Source organism: Oceanobacillus alkalisoli, assembly GCF_021556485.1.
GTDB classification, from domain to species: domain Bacteria; phylum Bacillota; class Bacilli; order Bacillales; family Amphibacillaceae; genus Oceanobacillus; species Oceanobacillus alkalisoli.
In genome coordinates, this window is sequence record NZ_JAKGBW010000011.1 from 108,046 (window position 1) to 125,289 (window position 17,244).

The window sequence follows — 17,244 nt, forward strand, 5'->3', positions numbered from 1 at the left end:
CATCTTTTTATCTAATTATAAGGCAAGATGACAATACAAAAAACTGCTTCCATAACAGAAAGCAGTTTTAATCCATTATTGTAAACCAAGTAAATCCTCAATTAAAGTGACAACACGGTCAGCATATTTATTACATGCTTCCTCTGTTTCTGCCTCGACCATTACCCGGACGAGTGGCTCCGTTCCGGATGGACGCACGAGTACACGGCCATATTCACCGAGCTCTTTTTCCACGGCGTCGATTTCTTCTAATATAAGTGGATTGGTCAATGCCTCATTCTTATCTGTTACTTTAACGTTTTTCAGGACTTGCGGGAATACTTGCATCTCTCCAGCTAGTTCAGATAAAGGTTTTCCTGTATCTTTCATGACGTTCACAAGTTGCAATGCCGATAGCATTCCGTCACCTGTCGTGATGAAGTCAAGGAAAATAATATGGCCGGATTGTTCTCCGCCAAGGTTAAATCCGCCTCTGCGCATCTCTTCCATGACGTAACGGTCACCAACATTTGTTTTATCACTATGCATGCCATTTTCTTCAAGTGCCTTATAAAATCCGATATTACTCATTACCGTTGAAACAATCGTATCTTCACGAAGCGCACCTTTGGACTTCATATATTTACCGCAAATGTACATAATTTGGTCCCCGTCAACGATTTTACCCTTCTCGTCAACTGCAATTAAACGGTCGCCATCCCCGTCAAATGCTAGTCCAATATCTGCACCCTTTTCCAAAACAAGCTCTCTTACCGCTTCTGGATGGGTCGAGCCTACACCATCGTTAATGTTGAGGCCATTTGGCGAAGCACCAATCGTGTAAATATCTGCTTCGAGATCTGCAAAAAGATGGGTTGCAAGACTGGATGTCGCACCATGCGCACAGTCGATAGCAATTGATAGACCATCAAAGTCGTTATCAATCGTATCTTTCAAGAATGAAATATACTTCTGCCCGCCTTCGAAATAAGCATTCACTGTCCCGATATTCGCTCCAACTGGACGCGGGAGTTCATCCTCTGCGTCAATAAGCTTTTCAATCTCAGCTTCTTGCTCATCCGTCAGTTTAAATCCATCCGGACCGAAGAATTTAATACCATTATCTTCTACTGGGTTATGAGACGCAGAAATCATAATTCCTGCATCCGCGCTCATCGATTTCGTTAAATAAGCTACCCCTGGAGTAGAGATAACGCCGAGACGCATGACTTCTGCCCCGATGGAAAGTAAGCCTGCAAGCAATGCTCCCTCAAGCATATGACCGGAGATACGTGTATCTCTGCCAATGATTACTTTTGGATTTTCCCTTTCCTTCGTCAGTACATATCCGCCGATTCGACCTAATTGATAGGCAAGTTCCGGTGTTAAATCTTTATTCGCTACACCCCTGACACCATCGGTCCCAAAATACTTCTTCATTCATACCTCTCCTTTTAATAAACCATCTAAAAGTCAATTACTTAAAGTTTATTCGATCTCAACTGTAATTTCTTCAAACTCAGGCGTCACGGTTACATCCTCTACCTCATTCCATTCTACTTCCACTGGTACAAGATGTTCCCCCGGCTCGAGCCCTGCCAGGTTGACAAGGACCCGGAAATCATCAGGGCTAAGCTCCCTGAGGAATGTTTCATTTCCTGTTACGGTAATATCCATTTCAGCTTCACTTGGATCGACATATGTTACAGCTTGTCCATTTGCAAGTTCTTCTTCCTCAATCGCCATTGCCTCTAGAACCCGTGCTTCTTCTACTTGAACAGATACTTCAATTGTTTCCAATTCTCCTGTATTTACACCATCCGGGAGGTCAAATCCAACATCAATCGTTCCAGACTCCGTAATTTCCGATAGGTCGATTTTCTCCGTTGGAATGGACTCGATTCGTTCGAGAATATCACTGACTGCAAAAATTTCAGCCTCATCTAGATTAGCAGAAATAGACAGCAAGGAAAAGTCCTCCGGTACATCGCCGGTCGTTTCAATATCAATGGGAACCACTTTGCTCGGACTTATGAAATCAACAGATACGACAACCGACTCCCGGTCCAAGCGGACTTGCAGTTCATTTCCTTGTGTATCATACACATTCACCGGTACTTCCCGGTTTGAAATTGAAGTCTCCTGTCCGGCCACATCGACATAAATTTTAACGACACCAATCTGCTCCATGATTCTTCTGGATGTTGTAATATTTACACTGGATTGGTCTAACTCATAACCGCCGACCTCAACTCCCGGAGGCAACTGATCTGTATTTAAGAATTCCACTGTTATTGGATATTCCTGATTTGCTCTTTCCTCAATCGATACCTCAATTGTTTTCGGCTCAATATAAACGCGAATATCATCGGAAACCGTATGCTGCAATTCTACCGTATGATTTCCCTCTCCCAGTTCCCTTAAGTCCACGTAGACAGAAAAGTTACGATTGAATACAGCCGGCATAATCATCGCAGGAGAACCTTCTAATGTCACTGTTGCATATTCCGGAACTCCGCTTACGACATAATCATCCGAATTAATATCGATATCTACAGGAACATCATCAATTGTTTGCGTTTGTGAATTCCTTCCTGGAATGGAGGATTCAGAGCTGGATGAATTGGATTCCACATTCACGAATATAAATAACGTAATGGCAAAACCAAGCGCCAGTATACGAATAAACCATTTACTTTGAAACCAATTATCCATTTTCTTTCCCCCTCCGTTTCTTCGTCTTCTCAGGGGCTACGGGAAGCAAGGATAAATGTTCATTTAATAATTCCGTTAATGCCTCTTCGGATAAATCACGATGCAGCTTTCCATTTATCGTACAAGATATTGCACCCGTTTCCTCTGAAACAACAATCGTCAGGGCATCCGTTACTTCACTGATCCCCATTGCAGCCCTGTGTCTTGTTCCCAGTTCCTTAGAAATGAATGGACTCTCCGATAGCGGTAAATAACAAGCAGCTGCAATAATTTTATCCCTTTTTATAATAACAGCACCGTCATGAAGCGGAGTATTCGGTGTGAATATATTTGTCAGCAACTGGTGAGTCACTTCCCCATTAATGGGAATCCCCGTCTCAGCATATTCACCAATCCCCGTCTCCTTTTCAATGGAAATAAGTGCTCCAATCCGACGCTTCGCCATATAAGTAGAGGACTGGACGATTGCTTCAATTTGCACTTCCATATCTTCTTTCGACTTAGTACTTCTTGTGAGAAAACTCCCTCTTCCAAGCTGCTCCAAGGCTCTTCTCAGCTCAGGCTGGAATAAAATAATAATTACGATAATCCCCCACTGGATAAATTGGTTCGAGAAATACCGAACCGTCTGGAGGTTAAATGCAATACTCAATAGCCAAATTGCCAAGATGACGGCAATTCCTTTAAGTAATTGTACAGCTTTCGTACCGCGGACCAGCATCATCAGTTTATACAGCACATACCAGATGAGAGCTATGTCCACGGTTATTCTAAGTATCGTTAACAGGTCGAATCCCCCATCGAGCATGGTCACACGTCCTTTAGTCATGAATTAGCAATTGTATAATTAATTTTTTAGAAAACTTGGTTGTCACCAAGCCTTTCGGTGACAACATTAGTTGCACTTATACAGTAAGAAAGGATTTATATTTATCTTTCCGCCAAAAATATCATATAAAAATTCCATTTTAATGAATTACATGACCATTATTATACCATAAATACAAAGGTTCATGTGAACTTAATAGCAGCGTAACCATTTTAAAATTAGCCTTCGTAATAAAGAAAGCTTGCATACCGGAAATATAGAGCATGCAAGCATATAATCATCATATTATTCAAAAGAGAATACTTTTTTAGCAAAGTCTTTCAGTTTGTACCATATCCAGTCAAATGCTTGATCGACGGATTCGAATTCTCCATTTATTTCACCGACGGAAGCCATCAGACCACTGTTGTCCAGTGGATCATCATCAATTAGTTCCCCATTCACCAATGTCACATTCCCATCAACCGTACCATGAATGATCAGATTGCCATTTTTAACGAGTAAATCACCTTCAACCACTTCGCCTTCCGGTACAATCACGGTATCTCCTTCAATAATTAAATTCTCTTGTTTTGAGACAACGAGCTGATTGTCTTGATCCCATGCAAAGAAAACACCGGTGAACATAAGAATAAAGAAAATCGCTGCAGCCGTAAGCATCGGATGCATCTTAAACCAGCGTGAGTATTTAACCCGTTTTTTCTCGGTTGGAAGATTCTTCATGACATTCGCTGTGAAATTCACCGGTGCTTCAAATCGTTCAGCACTTTGAATAAGCGTAACGGTCCGCTTCAATTCACGGAAATGACCCTGACAGGCTTCACAGTCTTCCAAATGATATTTTAATTTCTGTTCCTCTTCCGTAGTTATATCGCCATCCAAATATTTATGCATTAGCCCAACGGTTTCTGCATTACATTTCAATGGGACCACACTCCTTTACACATGACGAAGCCTCTTTCGTAAAGCTTCTCTGCCCCGGTGAATCCTTGTTTTCACCGTTCCGATTGGGATGTCCAGTATTTCACTTATTTCTTTCAAGGAAAATTCTTCTAAATACCTCAGAATAATAATACTGCGATATTTCGGTGGAAGTTCGGAAATTTCTGTGTGGATATATCTTTGTAATTCATTACTCTCCACCTCTTCCACTAGAGAAGCGCCCTCACTTTGAAGCTGGGAATACATATCCAGTCCATCCGTTCCTTTAACCTCTGCATCCAAAAAGTAGTCCGGTTTTCGTTTGCGAAGTCTGTCAATTGATAAGTTCGTGGCAATGCGGTACAACCAGCTTGAGAATTTTCGTTTCTCATCAAAGGAATGAATGTTTACATATGCCCGTATGAAAGCTTCTTGTGCGATGTCTTCTGCCTCATGTGCATTACCAAGCATCCGGTAGCAATGCTGGTATATTTTATTTTGGTAAAATGAGACCAGATCTTCGAAGGCAGATTGATCCCCTTTTTTTACTAATATTATTTTCTCCCTAATTATTTGTTCCATACTTTACCTCCGCCTACAATGCGGTACTTTTATTACGAACGAGCAACTCAAAAGGTTTCATTTTTTTCCGCTTTAACATTTTTTCCTGCATTAATTAATATCCTATCAATTTTTCTAACATTTTCATAGGTTTATTCTTGCTATTACTCGGGTATTTTCTTATTATAGTATACTAGATAGGAGGAAGCTTTTGTGAGTAAAGCACTGTTGCTTGAAAAAATTGAAACATGTCGGCAGGAATTAGTTGCCCTTAGTTACCATCATGAACTTACTTCACAGGCTGTTATTGAATCTAGTATGAAATTGGACACACTCATTAATAAATATCAAAACTATGATAACTATGAATTAGCCTCCAGATAAAGACTTCCAATAAACTTGTGTGATAACGGTCATCCCGTTCCACACCTTAATATTATCGGTATTTGATTTTTAAAGAAAGAGTATACGAATTTCAGCTAGTTGCTGGGCACTGGAGCTAGACGTAAGAAAAAGACATAAATCTCGTGATTTTAGAGATTTATGTCTTTTTTATATTTTTTAAGACGCTTCTATTGCAGCACCTTCGGGATGTGAGGTAAGCGCTAATGGCTTAATTCCTGCCTTTTCCCAAGAAGCAAAGAGCTGTTCCGCTTGCCTCTTACTCGGCATAAAGGCAATACCGCAATCTCCTCCGCCAGCTCCGGAAGGCTTACCCGCACCGCCTAACGCATCAGCAAGGTCACATAATGTGCCGAGTAAAGCCGTTTCAATTGAGACGTCCGCTTTATTTCCAACTGTAGCAAGGGCTTCTCTGTTTGCTTTTACCCCTTTAAAAAGAAGTTCTTGATTCTCTTCTTCCATTCCGGTAAGCAATGTATGTACGGCCTGCTCGCTTTTCAACAGAAATGCTTCAAACGCTCGCGGATTATCATCCTTCAATTCCAAAATACGGCTGACAAGCTGTGTCGTTGATGCAGGCTTCCCTGTCCAACCGACACAAAAAGAAACAGTTGCCGGCAGTGTCAATCGCTTAATCGAAAGATAGACCCAATCCATTTCCAATAATTCATGGATAGAAGAAACATTTTTAGACGCTTGAAGTAACCATTCCGCCTGGAAAGATGAATATTGTAAAATACCACCATAAACAGATGCCGCTATATCGGCACCAGAACCACTACCTTGAATGTTCACATGAGCTAAGGCGGCTAATTTAAAAATGATATCCTTATCCGGCTCATCCTTTGTAAAGCGGACCATAATTGCCGTAACGATCGCTACAACCACCGCCGCACTAGATCCTAATCCATATTTCACGCCGGACGCATCATCCAGTTCACTGCGGACAGCCAAGTTGAAATCGTCAATCTCTACACCCGCTTCCGCAAGATACGTACAGGTTACTTCCATCGCTTCTTTTACAAATGAAAGACGTTCGTCAGCTGATTGAATAGTCACTTCTCCGTTCGCGTAATCCCACGATAGATTATTCAGCTGATAATCTTCTAACGTAAGTTTTCTGTGACCGGAATCTTCAATAGTAGCATAAACAAACCGGTTTACAGCAGTGACCGCAAGATGGTGATTGGGGATAAGCACCGCAAATTCACCGGCAACCATCAATTTACCTGGTACTTTTATCGTCCATTTATTCGCCTGCAACTTATTCCACTCCTAAAGATAGCTTACTCCAGGGCCTGGCTTACTAAGGATGACATCTGTCACACCAGGGACTTTCCGAAGTATCCGTTCAACCTGTGACTCATGTTCCGGTAAATAAAGTACTTTCACATTTGGCCCAGCATCAATTGTAAAATATGCTGGTATCCCTTGTTCTCGCATTTCCTGCACTTGGTGCATCACGCGAATGGTGGAATCCAGCCAATATGTAAATGGCGGTTTCGCACCTAGCGAGGTTGCATGCATCTTCAAGCAGTTCGCTTCTGCAATTTCTCCAACACGAATAAAATCTTTTTCTTGAATAGCTTCTTTAATTCCTGAAAGATCTTCCGGAATACTCTTCAGCCAGCCTTCATAGAATGGTGAAGTTTCAACTGTCCGGCGCATCCCTGCCCGACTTGATATCTTTTTCATTTCCGATGTCAGTACAACCCCTGCCATCCGGATGTCCCAGTGGTTCTCATCTGCAATAGAGACGGCATAGGAATCAGAACCATCTTCTTTTTCCCCCATTTGCCATTCTGCAAAGCCGCCGTAAATCGAACGGCTGGATGATCCTGAACCGCGTCTTGTTAAGCGTGAGAGTTCTTTAGGATCTAAATCTAAACCGATTGCCTTCGAAGCAGCTGCAGCAAGCGCCGCAAAACCGGATGCAGATGATGCGAATCCAGCTGCGGTAGGCACTTGGTTATCTGAAGCAACATGTGCGTAAAGTTCCTTTCCTGCCATTTGCCGAACCAAATCAAGGAAGGCCGTCACTCGTTTATAGGCTTCTCCCTGTTCAAGTGTTCCGTTCAGTTCGAACCTGTCTTCGGTAAAGTCTTCTTGAAAGTCTACAGTGGTCGTCGTGTAAAACCCGTCCAATGTTAGGGAAAGACTGTTGTTTGTTGGCAGAATCAATTCCTCATTCCGCTTCCCCCAATATTTAATTAAGGCAATATTCGTATGTGCTTTCGCTGTAGCTTTCATAATAATCCCCTTTTCAAATTATTCCTATACAAATGAAAGTAACCAAATAGCAGCTTGTAAAGCTTGATATCTGGTTACTTTCTAAAAGGTTAACCATTTTTCTTTAATACAAATGGCCAAACGGAATGTGCGCCGAATTGCTTCAATTTCTCAGCTAATTGCTTACAATGTACTTCATTCTGAGCTAGGGCAATAATACAGCCGCCATTTCCGCCGCCTGTAAGCTTTGCACCTAGTGCTCCTTCCTGTCTGGCAAAACGAATCAATCGGTTCAACACCGCATCACTTACACCTAGATATTCAAGTTCTTTTTGCGCTTCATTCAACATAGACCCGAGGAAGTGCTTGCTCGCTTTTTCAAGTGCATCTTTCGCATCATGGGTCAACTGCCCAATACGGTCCAATTTCCGCTGAATTTTACGCGGTGCTTTTTTAAGCAATTTCGTCACCGATTGAACAGATGATTTCGTATCCGCATCTTGTCCAGAGTCGGCAACAAGAAAATGTAAATCTTCTTTCACTGCAATTTTTCTAATTGGTTGATTTTTTTCAAACCAGATTGGTGTATCTGCCGTAATGGTCAATGTATCAATTCCACTTGGTGAACCATGTGCATAAGTTTCTGCGATATTCGCAAGCTTCAATAATTCTTCATGCGTATATTCACGCTCAGCATAATTAAATAGCGAGCGAATAACAGAAATGGCCACAGAGGCACTAGATCCCAAACCTTTTCCAGGCGGGACGGATGAAGTTATACGAATAACGAGATTTTCACAGGGAATTTCAAGGTATTCCAGCGTATTCGTAATACAGCTGGCAATACCACGCAAGGAATCGGGAGTCATATGGAGTGGTCCATAATAGAAACTGCTGTCAAGTATCGCCGGTCCAGGCACATACTCAATGGCGGATTCGACACCAATAAGCGGAAATGGAACAGCAATTGCAGGTTGTCCGTGTACAACCGCATGCTCTCCAATCAAGATAAATTTACTATGAGCTACACCAATAGCTGTTTTTGCTGAAGTTGAAACTTTTTCTGCACTCATCGTTTATATTTTTCCACCAATTCTTTCGCTTTTCCAACACGGATATCGTTATTTTTAATTAATTCGATTGCTATAATATCAACCATCTCCCCTGCAGCACCTGCTGCCATCGCAACAGAGCGAGAATGTAAGGTCATATGTCCTTTTTGAATACCGTCTGTTGCAAGTGCTTTTAGCGCGCCTAAATTTTGGGCAAGGCCAACAGCTACGATAACCTCCGCTAATTCTTTCGCACTTTCAACTTCGAGTAATTTAAGAGCAAGCTTCGCCATTGGGTGTACTCGGGTCGCCCCGCCGACAATTCCAATCGACATCGGAAGTTCCAGCTCACCGACAAGATTACCCTGTTCATCCTTATGCCACGTTGTCATAGATGTATATTGTCCATCTTTCACGGCATAAGCATGAGCACCGGCTTCTACAGCGCGCCAATCATTTCCTGTGGCAATAACAATCGGATCAATTCCGTTCATAATCCCTTTATTGTGCGTGACTGCCCGGTAAGGATCAGAGGCTGCGAATTCATACGCATGAATGACGCCATCCCGTACTTCTTCGCCGGAGAAATCTCCAGTTTGCAGTAAGTGAGGTGGAATGACGCAACGAGCTCTTGCCAAGCTTCGATCTGCTAAATTAGATAAAATTCGTAAATAAACTTTACCTTGTGTAATTTCTTCTACTAGTGGGGCAATTGATTCGGCCATTGTATTAATTAAGTTTGCACCCATTGCATCAACTGTGTTCACATACAGGTGAACAATCAGCATTTTTCCAAATTTGGAATCAGATGCTTCATTTAAAATGCGGACGTCTAAATCTTTCGCGCCACCACCCCGGGCTACAATGCTCGGGAAAGCATTGTTGGCAGCGTCGATTAATATTTGTTTACTCTCCAGGATAGCTTCCTTTGCTTCCGTAAAATCGGAACAACCAACTACCTGAATCTGTCCAATCATGACGCGTTCTGTAGATTCCGTAACAAAACCACCAGCATCACGAACGATTTTCGCAATATGGCTGGCAGAAGCTACAACAGAAGCTTCCTCAATTGCCATCGGTACTATATATTCTTTCCCATTTATGAAGAAATTCAATCCTAAGCCAAGTGGCAACTGAAACGTCCCCACGACATTTTCAATCATATTATCTGCCGTATCTTCAACTAAAGGAGCTTCTGAATTAAATACTGTAAGCTCTTCTTCTGTAAATGAAAGCATTTCTCTAATCAATGCTTTTCTTTCTTCTATTGTTTTTTTATAGAAACCAGGAATTCTGGACGATTTCATACCGGATCATCCTTTAGTATTATAATAATGAATGATTTTTATTAGTTTAATGAATTTCATAATACGTATCTAATGCTTCACCATCACCATATGTAGTTGAGTTAGTTCGTCCCCAACTACATATGGTGATGGAAAAGCCGACTTTGGTAATTATGAAATTCATTCAGTTAAACATTAATTCTTCTTAACGATTATAACATGTTACCATGCATTTTTTGTAGGAACAGCTACTTATTTTCACAAAAAACCTTCATTTCTTGAATTACTCCATCTATTATGTTGAAAAAAGGCTTATATTGCAAATAAAACAAGACTCGAAAACGTGAGCCTTGTTTTATTTGCAGAGGTGATTCATTTAATTACATACGTGGGAATGATGAGCCATACAGGATTCGAACCTGTGACCCTCTGATTAAAAGTCAGATGCTCTACCGACTGAGCTAATGGCTCTCGATTAAAATATTGTACTGATTTTTTCGCATGAGCTAGATGTTCGATAGCTCGTCGTGTTGAATGATTAATCGGTGAAGCATACACTCCTCGCAGGTCGCTTCAGGGAAGCAGATTCAAGGGTGTAAAGAGCGGCGTGCTCTACCGACTGAGCTAATGGCTCTCGATTAAAATATTGTACTGGTTTTTTCGCATGAGCTAGATGTTCGATAGCTCGTCGTGTTGAGTGGTTATTCGGTCATGCATGATGCATACATATTAGGAATAAAAATAGCTGGGCTACTAGGATTCGAACCTAGGAATGACGGGACCAAAACCCGTTGCCTTACCGCTTGGCTATAGCCCAATAATTAGTGGTGGAGGGGGGCAGATTCGAACTGCCGAACCCTGAGGGAGCGGATTTACAGTCCGCCGCGTTTAGCCACTTCGCTACCCCTCCATATTATTCGTCATAATTTTTGTCTTATACCATATAGTTAAAATAAATGGTGCCGGCCAGAGGACTTGAACCCCCAACCTACTGATTACAAGTCAGTTGCTCTACCAATTGAGCTAGGCCGGCATGATATTAATATGTACTGGTTTTATTGCATGAGCTAGATGTTTGATAGCTCGTCGTGTTGAATGATTAATCGGTGATGCATACACTCCTCGCAGGCCGCTTCTGGGAAGCAGAGGCAAAGAAGTTAGGAGCGGCGTGCTCTACCAATTGAGCTAGGCCGGCTTCTAGTTGTTCTGAAAAAATAAAAAAGCTTTACGAATGTAAGCTGTTTTTAAAATGTAAATGGTGACCCGTACGGGATTCGAACCCGTGTTACCGCCGTGAAAGGGCGGTGTCTTAACCGCTTGACCAACGGGCCAATAAGGTTTGGCAAAGATCAGCTTTTCAAACTAACGAATTTCATTATAGCTAGTATTTCCCTTTTTGTAAAGCTAAAAATTAAAGTTTTTCTTTTTCAAATAGTCTATACCCTTTTTCACCGTAATGTAATCCTATTATTCGAACGTTTCACGGCCAAATAGAATCAGTTCCGCTAAATAAATTTATCAGCGACCAACACGAGTTTAATCTTCGCTTGAATAGCACTGCCCCAAATTAGTACCAGCTATTATGATATAAACCATAATTCCAGTTTATCTAACGTCAAACATAAGGTATAATAGAAAAAACAAATTTTTTGGAGGTATACCATGGCAGGCTTATTAAAGGATAAAACAATTGTTGTAATGGGCGTGGCAAATGAGAGAAGTATCGCGTGGGGAATTACGAAGTCGCTCCACCGTGAAGGAGCAAACTTGATTTTCACGAACAGGCAAGAGCGTTCCAAGAAAAAATTAGAGAAACTACTGGAAAAACACGATATCCCTGCTAAGCTAATGCTTTCGCTTGATGCAGCGAGTGATGAAAGTATTCAAGACGCATTTCAGGAAATAAAAGATAAGGTTGGGGTTATTCATGGGGTTGTCCACTCTGTTGCATTTGCTAAGCGGGAAGAACTGCAAGGCGAATATGCAGATACATCCCGTGACGGTTATTTACTTGCTCACGAGATTAGTGCGTATTCGTTAGTAGCTATTACAAAGGCTGCAAAAGAATTAATGACAGAAGGCGGAAGTATCATTACCCAAACATATCTCGGCGCCGAGCGGGTCATCCCGAATTATAATATTATGGGTGTCGCTAAAGCATCTCTGGAAGCAAGTGTACGTTATTTAGCTGAAGATATGGGGAAATATGATATTCGTGTGAATGCAATTTCTTCAGGCCCAATTCGTACTGTATCAGCTAAAGGTGTATCTGGATTTAACGAAAAAGCAAATGTCATTGTAGAAAAAGCACCACTTCGCCGTAATATTGATCAAGATCAGGTGGGAGACGCATCAATGTTCTTCTTGAGTGATCTTTCAAGAGGAGTAACAGGAGAAATTTTACACGTGGATTCCGGTTTCCATATCATTGGCGGCTAACTAAATTGACAAATGAGACGCTCTTATGCACACATGCTAAGCAGCGTCTTTCTTCTACTTCTTAATCTATTCAGACCTGTGCAAAGGAGAACGTACAATGATGGAATGGTTTTTAACAGTCGGGGGAGAAAAATTTAATCTTTTTGGACCGAGTCATCTCGTTATGCTGTTTTTATATGTAGTCGGTGCATTTTTGCTTTTATTTTTACATAAAAAGATTCTCTCCAATCATCGGTTATTCCAAACGATTCGCTGGACATTCTTCACACTCTTACTAGCGTGTGAGATTACGTATCAAACTTGGGCAGCAATCAATGGAATTTGGGTGCATAATTTACCTTTTCACCTATGCGGGATTGCCGGGTTAGTCGGTGCAGCGGCTTTATTTACGCTAAATAAGAAGCTGATGGTGATTACTTTCTACATCGCACTCATACCAGCTCTTTTAGCGTTACTTACACCGGATCTGCCATATGACTTTCCTAATTTCAGGTATTTTAAATTTTTCATTCATCATATTACGATTTCGTTAACAGCTATTTTTGTCGCCATTATCGCCAGTGAATCAAAAGCAATCACATTTAAAGGTATGCTTGAGACGTATCTCTATTTAGTCATCTACGCATTTCTTGTTGGACTCGTCATCAATCCATGGTTGAATGCCAATTACCTGTTTTTGTCTCATCCACCAGTATCCGCCACTCCACTGGACTGGTTCGGAACTGGTATTTGGTATCGGCTAAACTTAGGAGTTGTTTGCTTCATCGTATTCTTTCTCCAATTCCTCAGCTACCGCCCACTGCAGCGAAAATGGTAAGAAATAAAAGATTTCCGGTACACCTCTTGGAGGCATTCGGGAATTTTTCTATAGATAAAACCATCGTTCTCTTAATGCTAATAGTACTGCATTCGTTCGATCTTTTACCCTAAGCTTACTTAATATAGAAGTAATATGATTCTTCACTGTCTTATCGGAAATATTTAAGTTCATGGCAATCTCTTCATTTTGGCATCCTTGTATAAGTTCCCCTAGTACTTCCCATTCTCTCCGGGTCAACAACCCAATCGGCCGTTGAACATCTCCTTCAGCAATTTGCCTATACTTTTCAAACAGTACCGATGCAATAAGTGGATGAATATAGGTCTTGCCTTTCTGTATGTATTCAATACCTTGCACAAATTCTTGAACACTCATACCAACACTGAAAAAACCAACTAAATCATAATGAATGTAATTGTTAAAAACCTTCATTTCTGAATCAGGCAAAATAATCGCTATCTTTGTATTGGTAAAACGATAAAATCGAGTCACCTCTTGCAAGGAGATATAAGCTTCCATATCAAGGATGACAAGGTCACTATCTCGTGGCGCTTCAAACAAATCATCTATAAATGCAGCATTATATACATATATGTCATCATCTTGCAGGTGTTCCTTCACCATTTCTATAACGGTTTCTTTATGAACTTCTGATCCTATCACAAATGATATCATATTCATTTTTTCCAGCTCCTAGTTTTGTGCTAACCGTGTTCATTCTTTGCAAACTTATTCAAATTAAGAATGAATCAATAACTTAATGAATTTCATAATACGTATTTAATGCTTCACCTTCACCATATGTAGTTGAGTTGGTTCGTTCCCAACTACATATGGTGATGGAATAGCCGACTTTGGTAATTATGAAATTCATTCAACTCCCAAATTTATTGCAGATTTATCCGGGAAGAGATATTCCTCTCTTCTAACCAATCATTTTATCCTAGTTCTATTTTATCATAAATAGACATAATTTTATAATATTAATCCAATTTATCCACAAAAACTCCCTTTAAGCTGAGCTTTACTCAACTTAAAAGGAGTTTGGTAAAAAATTATATTATATTATGCAACTTTCCAATCAAGAATATCTATTTCAAGCGGGATATTATTTGCTCTCACCTTCCTTGCAGCCCTAAAGAATACTACAATAATCAGTGCAGCCCCGACGTATCCGCCAAGAAAAGGATATTATCAGTATTATATCATTCTGACATATAGTTGAGAACTGTATTACAATAGGTGAATGAATTGTGTTTTTGCTCGGGAAAAGGGGTATTGAAAGAGATAAGCTAGAAAATAAGGTGATTGCACATGACAAAAAAACAGGCATTTTATAAGAAAAAACGGAACTTGATTCTATTCCTAATCATCGTTCTATATATAGGAACGATATTTTTTCATCAGGTGAAAGAGCTGCCGGAGGACGTATCTTACTTTGGTGATGAATACTGGTTAATGGAGGATGAGATAACATTTCTTTACGACCTTACTTACCAAAAACAGGGGGAAGAAATCCATGAACAGGAGATTTTCGACACGGCTTTACAAATGATTGAAGAAGCAGAAGATTTTCTCGTTATCGACATGTTCATGGTAAATGACTTCTCAGATGAAGCTAGAGACTTTCCCGAATTAAGCAGTCTCTTTATAGAAAAGATAAGAGATCAGCTAAAAAAACATCCAGATTTGCAGGTCGTACTTATTACCGATGAGATTAATCGCAGTTATAATTCCCATCAAGCATTGCAGATCGATCGTCTTGCAGAGGATAGGGTAGAAATCATATATACGGATCTAACAAAATTACGTGATTCAAATGTATTATATTCCGGGATATGGCGGATATTTTTCCAGTGGTTTGGTCAGGAAGGAAATGGATGGCTGCCAAATCCCTTTGGTGAAACTTCTCCCAAAGTGACGTTTCGTTCTTATTTACAATTACTGAACATTAAAGCCAATCACCGGAAAGCGATTATAACAGAGGACCATGGGCTCATTCTCTCCGCGAACGCCCATGATTCAAGCGCCTTTCATTCTAACGTAGCTGTTCAAGTAACTGGCCCGATTATAAAAAATATGGTTGAAACGGAACGAGCAGTGGCAAAGTTTTCTGGTGGTGACCTTAATGCTTTCCCAAGCGAGGAAAAATTAAATGCTTACTTTTCACAGGAGGCGCCCCAAGAAGAGCGAACAATCCGAGCACGCATTTTGACAGAGAAACAAATTGAAACCGACTTTCTTGGTGCAATGGAACAACTGGAAGCAGACGACGAAATTTGGATTGGTATGTTTTATCTTTCTGATCATACGGTAATTACCAGTCTACTTGATGCTGCTGAGCGCGGAGTCGATGTTCATCTCATTCTTGATCCGAATGAAAATGCATTCGGATCAGAAAAGATTGGCCTGCCAAATATCCCAGTTGCTCAAGGTTTGATTGATGATTCAGCCGGCAGAATAGAAATCAAATGGTATCAAACAAATGAAGAACAATACCATTCCAAGATCGCCTATTTAAAAGGTCATGAAGAAAGCTATGTAACTGCGGGATCAACAAACTTCACCTCCCGCAACTTGGATAATTATAATTTGGAAAACAATATTGCTGTCACCGCACCAAACGATAGTACATTCATCCAAGACATCGACACTTACTTTAAACGACTATGGAATAACGAAGACGCAATCTTCACCATTCCACACAGCAAGGAAGAAGATGCCCTCACCCCAATAAAATCCGTCCTTTACTGGACACAAAAACTACTTCGCTTTACAACATATTAATCAATCGGAACGCGGGGTCAGAGCATTTGTCCCACTTCAACTGGGACAAATGCTCTGACCCCGCGTCCCTTACTTTCATATTCTAATCTAAGAGGAGGAGTTATTATGCGTGATAACAATAGGCGCGGAAAATGTATATTCCCGGGATATCGTTGGTGTGGTCCCAGTTGCAGTGGCCCTGGGTATCCGACCAACCCCGTAGATGCATGCTGTATGCATCATGATCTTTGCTTGCAGCGTGGTGCTGACCGGAGATATTGCGATCAGATATTCATGGAATGCCTGCAGCCCTATTTATATGGGCAACTCCCGCATAACCGTCATGCGAGGATCATGTACCATGCAATTCGCATTAAAAGTAAATTTGGTTTTTAATCTTTTAGAGACTTAAGCTCTACCTTACAGTTTCTTTTCATCAGAGTCGATACATCGTAAAAGCCTAACTCATCATACAACCGTTTAGCTGAATTACCCGAATAAACATTCAACTGTACATGTTTCATCCCTTTTTTTCATATCTTCTAACTCAAATTCCAGTGAACGCTTCATACCTAGTTGTCGAAGTTCTGGTTTCACATATAACTCCACCAGCATTCCCTGCATTACTTCAAATCTATATTATAAACAACACAAACACCGAGCGACCCTTTCATTACTTTATTTTCTATAAAGACAAGATAATATCCTTCGTTTGCTAGAAATTGTGACATCAGCTCAGATGCCTTGATTATATTTCCTTCTCTATATCCGACTGTCGCCTCTTACATGACAGCTAGGGAGTAGCGGAAATCTACCAGCACTTAACAATGTATGGGATGTATCAACAACCGTTTAAAGGAGTGGACAAACAAATCCACACCTTAATAGAAAAAAATTGCTGGAAAACTGTGGATATAGAAGCACAGGAATTGAGAAAGCAATAGGACGGACCGAACATTCCAATCTTTATCTTTCCGTCCGATCGGAGTAATACCGAAATCAATGGAAAATCCGGTCTTTCCTTTCATGATAAGCTATTTCTATTTATTTCCGGGGAAACCTCACTAACTGAAATTAAAGCACTACTGACCCACGAATACTATCATGTTTGCCGCCTGCTGTAACCGTCAAGTAGAATTAAGCAGTTTTTCACAATTAACACTCAACAGGTTTCCCCAATTAAGATTCAACACCTGTTTCTTGAAACAAAGCACGTCTGTACTTCATTCTGATGCTGTCTTGGTT

15 protein-coding genes and 5 tRNA genes are annotated in these 17,244 nt (G+C 40.7%); 5 read left to right on the forward strand and 15 right to left on the reverse strand.

The annotated features are described in order from the left end of the window. Positions 1–75: 75 nt before the first annotated feature. From glmM to sigW, 5 genes are all read right to left on the reverse strand, one after another. The gene (glmM, locus tag LZD48_RS11840; RefSeq protein ID WP_235762954.1) at positions 76–1,419 is read right to left on the reverse strand and encodes a phosphoglucosamine mutase; all 1,344 of its coding nucleotides are present in this window, start codon (positions 1,417–1,419) and stop codon (positions 76–78) included. 48 nt (positions 1,420–1,467) lie between these two features. After that, positions 1,468–2,694, reverse strand: a complete 1,227-nt coding sequence (locus LZD48_RS11845; protein WP_235762955.1) for a CdaR family protein — start codon at positions 2,692–2,694, stop codon at positions 1,468–1,470. After that, positions 2,687–3,502, reverse strand: coding sequence for a diadenylate cyclase CdaA (gene cdaA / locus LZD48_RS11850; RefSeq protein ID WP_235762956.1), 816 nt, complete (start codon positions 3,500–3,502; stop codon positions 2,687–2,689). Before cdaA ends, LZD48_RS11845 begins: the two co-directional genes overlap by 8 nt. Positions 3,503–3,808: 306 nt before the next feature. Beyond that, positions 3,809–4,447 carry an anti-sigma-W factor RsiW gene (gene rsiW / locus LZD48_RS11855; protein WP_235762957.1) on the reverse strand — a complete coding sequence of 213 codons (639 nt, stop codon included), beginning with the start codon at positions 4,445–4,447 and terminating at the stop codon, positions 3,809–3,811. 15 nt (positions 4,448–4,462) lie between these two features. Continuing rightward, positions 4,463–5,026, reverse strand: coding sequence for an RNA polymerase sigma factor SigW (gene sigW, locus LZD48_RS11860; protein WP_235762958.1), 564 nt, complete (start codon positions 5,024–5,026; stop codon positions 4,463–4,465). 192 nt (positions 5,027–5,218) lie between these two features. Between sigW and LZD48_RS11865 the strand changes: the two genes are divergently transcribed. Continuing rightward, positions 5,219–5,389: an aspartyl-phosphate phosphatase Spo0E family protein gene (locus tag LZD48_RS11865; RefSeq protein WP_235762959.1), complete on the forward strand. Its 171-nt coding sequence runs from the start codon at positions 5,219–5,221 to the stop codon at positions 5,387–5,389. Positions 5,390–5,566: 177 nt separating this feature from the next. Here LZD48_RS11865 and LZD48_RS11870 read toward each other — a convergent pair whose 3' ends face one another. The 9 genes from LZD48_RS11870 to LZD48_RS11910 form a co-directional block, all read right to left on the reverse strand. After that, positions 5,567–6,670 (reverse strand): phosphomevalonate kinase, encoded by a 1,104-nt coding sequence (locus LZD48_RS11870; RefSeq protein WP_235762960.1) that lies wholly within the window; start codon positions 6,668–6,670, stop codon positions 5,567–5,569. 12 nt (positions 6,671–6,682) lie between these two features. Continuing rightward, a complete protein-coding gene (gene mvaD, locus LZD48_RS11875) occupies positions 6,683–7,657 on the reverse strand; it encodes a diphosphomevalonate decarboxylase (RefSeq protein WP_235762961.1) in 975 nt (324 codons plus the stop codon). An 89-nt stretch (positions 7,658–7,746) separates the two neighbouring features. Further along, on the reverse strand, positions 7,747–8,709 hold the full coding sequence (gene mvk / locus LZD48_RS11880) for a mevalonate kinase (protein WP_235762962.1): 963 nt from the start codon (positions 8,707–8,709) through the stop codon (positions 7,747–7,749). Further along, positions 8,706–9,995, reverse strand: coding sequence for a hydroxymethylglutaryl-CoA reductase, degradative (locus LZD48_RS11885; protein WP_235762963.1), 1,290 nt, complete (start codon positions 9,993–9,995; stop codon positions 8,706–8,708). Before LZD48_RS11885 ends, mvk begins: the two co-directional genes overlap by 4 nt. Positions 9,996–10,372: 377 nt before the next feature. Continuing rightward, positions 10,373–10,445: transfer RNA gene (locus tag LZD48_RS11890), tRNA-Lys, on the reverse strand. A 274-nt stretch (positions 10,446–10,719) separates the two neighbouring features. Continuing rightward, positions 10,720–10,791 (reverse strand) — tRNA-Gln (locus tag LZD48_RS11895). An 8-nt stretch (positions 10,792–10,799) separates the two neighbouring features. Then, a tRNA-Tyr gene (locus LZD48_RS11900) sits at positions 10,800–10,884 on the reverse strand. Positions 10,885–10,931: 47 nt separating this feature from the next. Continuing rightward, positions 10,932–11,007: transfer RNA gene (locus tag LZD48_RS11905), tRNA-Thr, on the reverse strand. Positions 11,008–11,230: 223 nt separating this feature from the next. Beyond that, positions 11,231–11,305, reverse strand: a tRNA-Glu gene (locus LZD48_RS11910). A gap of 331 nt (positions 11,306–11,636) precedes the next feature. Between LZD48_RS11910 and fabI the strand changes: the two genes are divergently transcribed. Together fabI and LZD48_RS11920 are read left to right on the forward strand one after the other, a co-directional pair. Next, entirely contained in the window at positions 11,637–12,413 is a 777-nt protein-coding gene (fabI, locus tag LZD48_RS11915; protein WP_235762964.1) for an enoyl-ACP reductase FabI, read from the forward strand. Between the two features lie 97 nt (positions 12,414–12,510). After that, positions 12,511–13,230: a YwaF family protein gene (locus tag LZD48_RS11920; protein ID WP_235762965.1), complete on the forward strand. Its 720-nt coding sequence runs from the start codon at positions 12,511–12,513 to the stop codon at positions 13,228–13,230. Positions 13,231–13,278: 48 nt separating this feature from the next. On the opposite strand, the gene LZD48_RS18780 is transcribed toward LZD48_RS11920, so the two are convergent. Further along, entirely contained in the window at positions 13,279–13,914 is a 636-nt protein-coding gene (locus LZD48_RS18780) for a response regulator transcription factor (RefSeq protein ID WP_255771013.1), read from the reverse strand. Positions 13,915–14,547: 633 nt separating this feature from the next. Here LZD48_RS18780 and LZD48_RS11930 point away from each other — a divergent pair. Continuing rightward, positions 14,548–16,020 carry a phospholipase D family protein gene (locus LZD48_RS11930; RefSeq protein ID WP_235762966.1) on the forward strand — a complete coding sequence of 491 codons (1,473 nt, stop codon included), beginning with the start codon at positions 14,548–14,550 and terminating at the stop codon, positions 16,018–16,020. 935 nt (positions 16,021–16,955) lie between these two features. Continuing rightward, the gene (locus tag LZD48_RS19060) at positions 16,956–17,123 is read left to right on the forward strand and encodes a DUF2268 domain-containing putative Zn-dependent protease (RefSeq protein ID WP_369010262.1); all 168 of its coding nucleotides are present in this window, start codon (positions 16,956–16,958) and stop codon (positions 17,121–17,123) included. The last annotated feature ends 121 nt before the right edge of the window (positions 17,124–17,244 follow it).

Excerpts from the sequence above, each read along its gene's own strand:
- mvk (WP_235762962.1), bottom strand. The coding sequence starts at position 8,709 with ATGAGTGCAGAAAAAGTTTCAACTTCAGCAAAAACAGCTATTGGTGTA.
- LZD48_RS11885 (WP_235762963.1), bottom strand. The coding sequence starts at position 9,995 with ATGAAATCGTCCAGAATTCCTGGTTTCTATAAAAAAACAATAGAAGAA.
- sigW (WP_235762958.1), bottom strand. The coding sequence starts at position 5,026 with ATGGAACAAATAATTAGGGAGAAAATAATATTAGTAAAAAAAGGGGAT.
- mvaD (WP_235762961.1), bottom strand. The coding sequence starts at position 7,657 with ATGAAAGCTACAGCGAAAGCACATACGAATATTGCCTTAATTAAATAT.
- LZD48_RS18780 (WP_255771013.1), bottom strand. The coding sequence starts at position 13,914 with ATGAATATGATATCATTTGTGATAGGATCAGAAGTTCATAAAGAAACC.
- cdaA (WP_235762956.1), bottom strand. The coding sequence starts at position 3,502 with ATGCTCGATGGGGGATTCGACCTGTTAACGATACTTAGAATAACCGTG.
- LZD48_RS11920 (WP_235762965.1), top strand. The coding sequence starts at position 12,511 with ATGATGGAATGGTTTTTAACAGTCGGGGGAGAAAAATTTAATCTTTTT.
- fabI (WP_235762964.1), top strand. The coding sequence starts at position 11,637 with ATGGCAGGCTTATTAAAGGATAAAACAATTGTTGTAATGGGCGTGGCA.
- LZD48_RS11845 (WP_235762955.1), bottom strand. The coding sequence starts at position 2,694 with ATGGATAATTGGTTTCAAAGTAAATGGTTTATTCGTATACTGGCGCTT.
- LZD48_RS11930 (WP_235762966.1), top strand. The coding sequence starts at position 14,548 with ATGACAAAAAAACAGGCATTTTATAAGAAAAAACGGAACTTGATTCTA.
- glmM (WP_235762954.1), bottom strand. The coding sequence starts at position 1,419 with ATGAAGAAGTATTTTGGGACCGATGGTGTCAGGGGTGTAGCGAATAAA.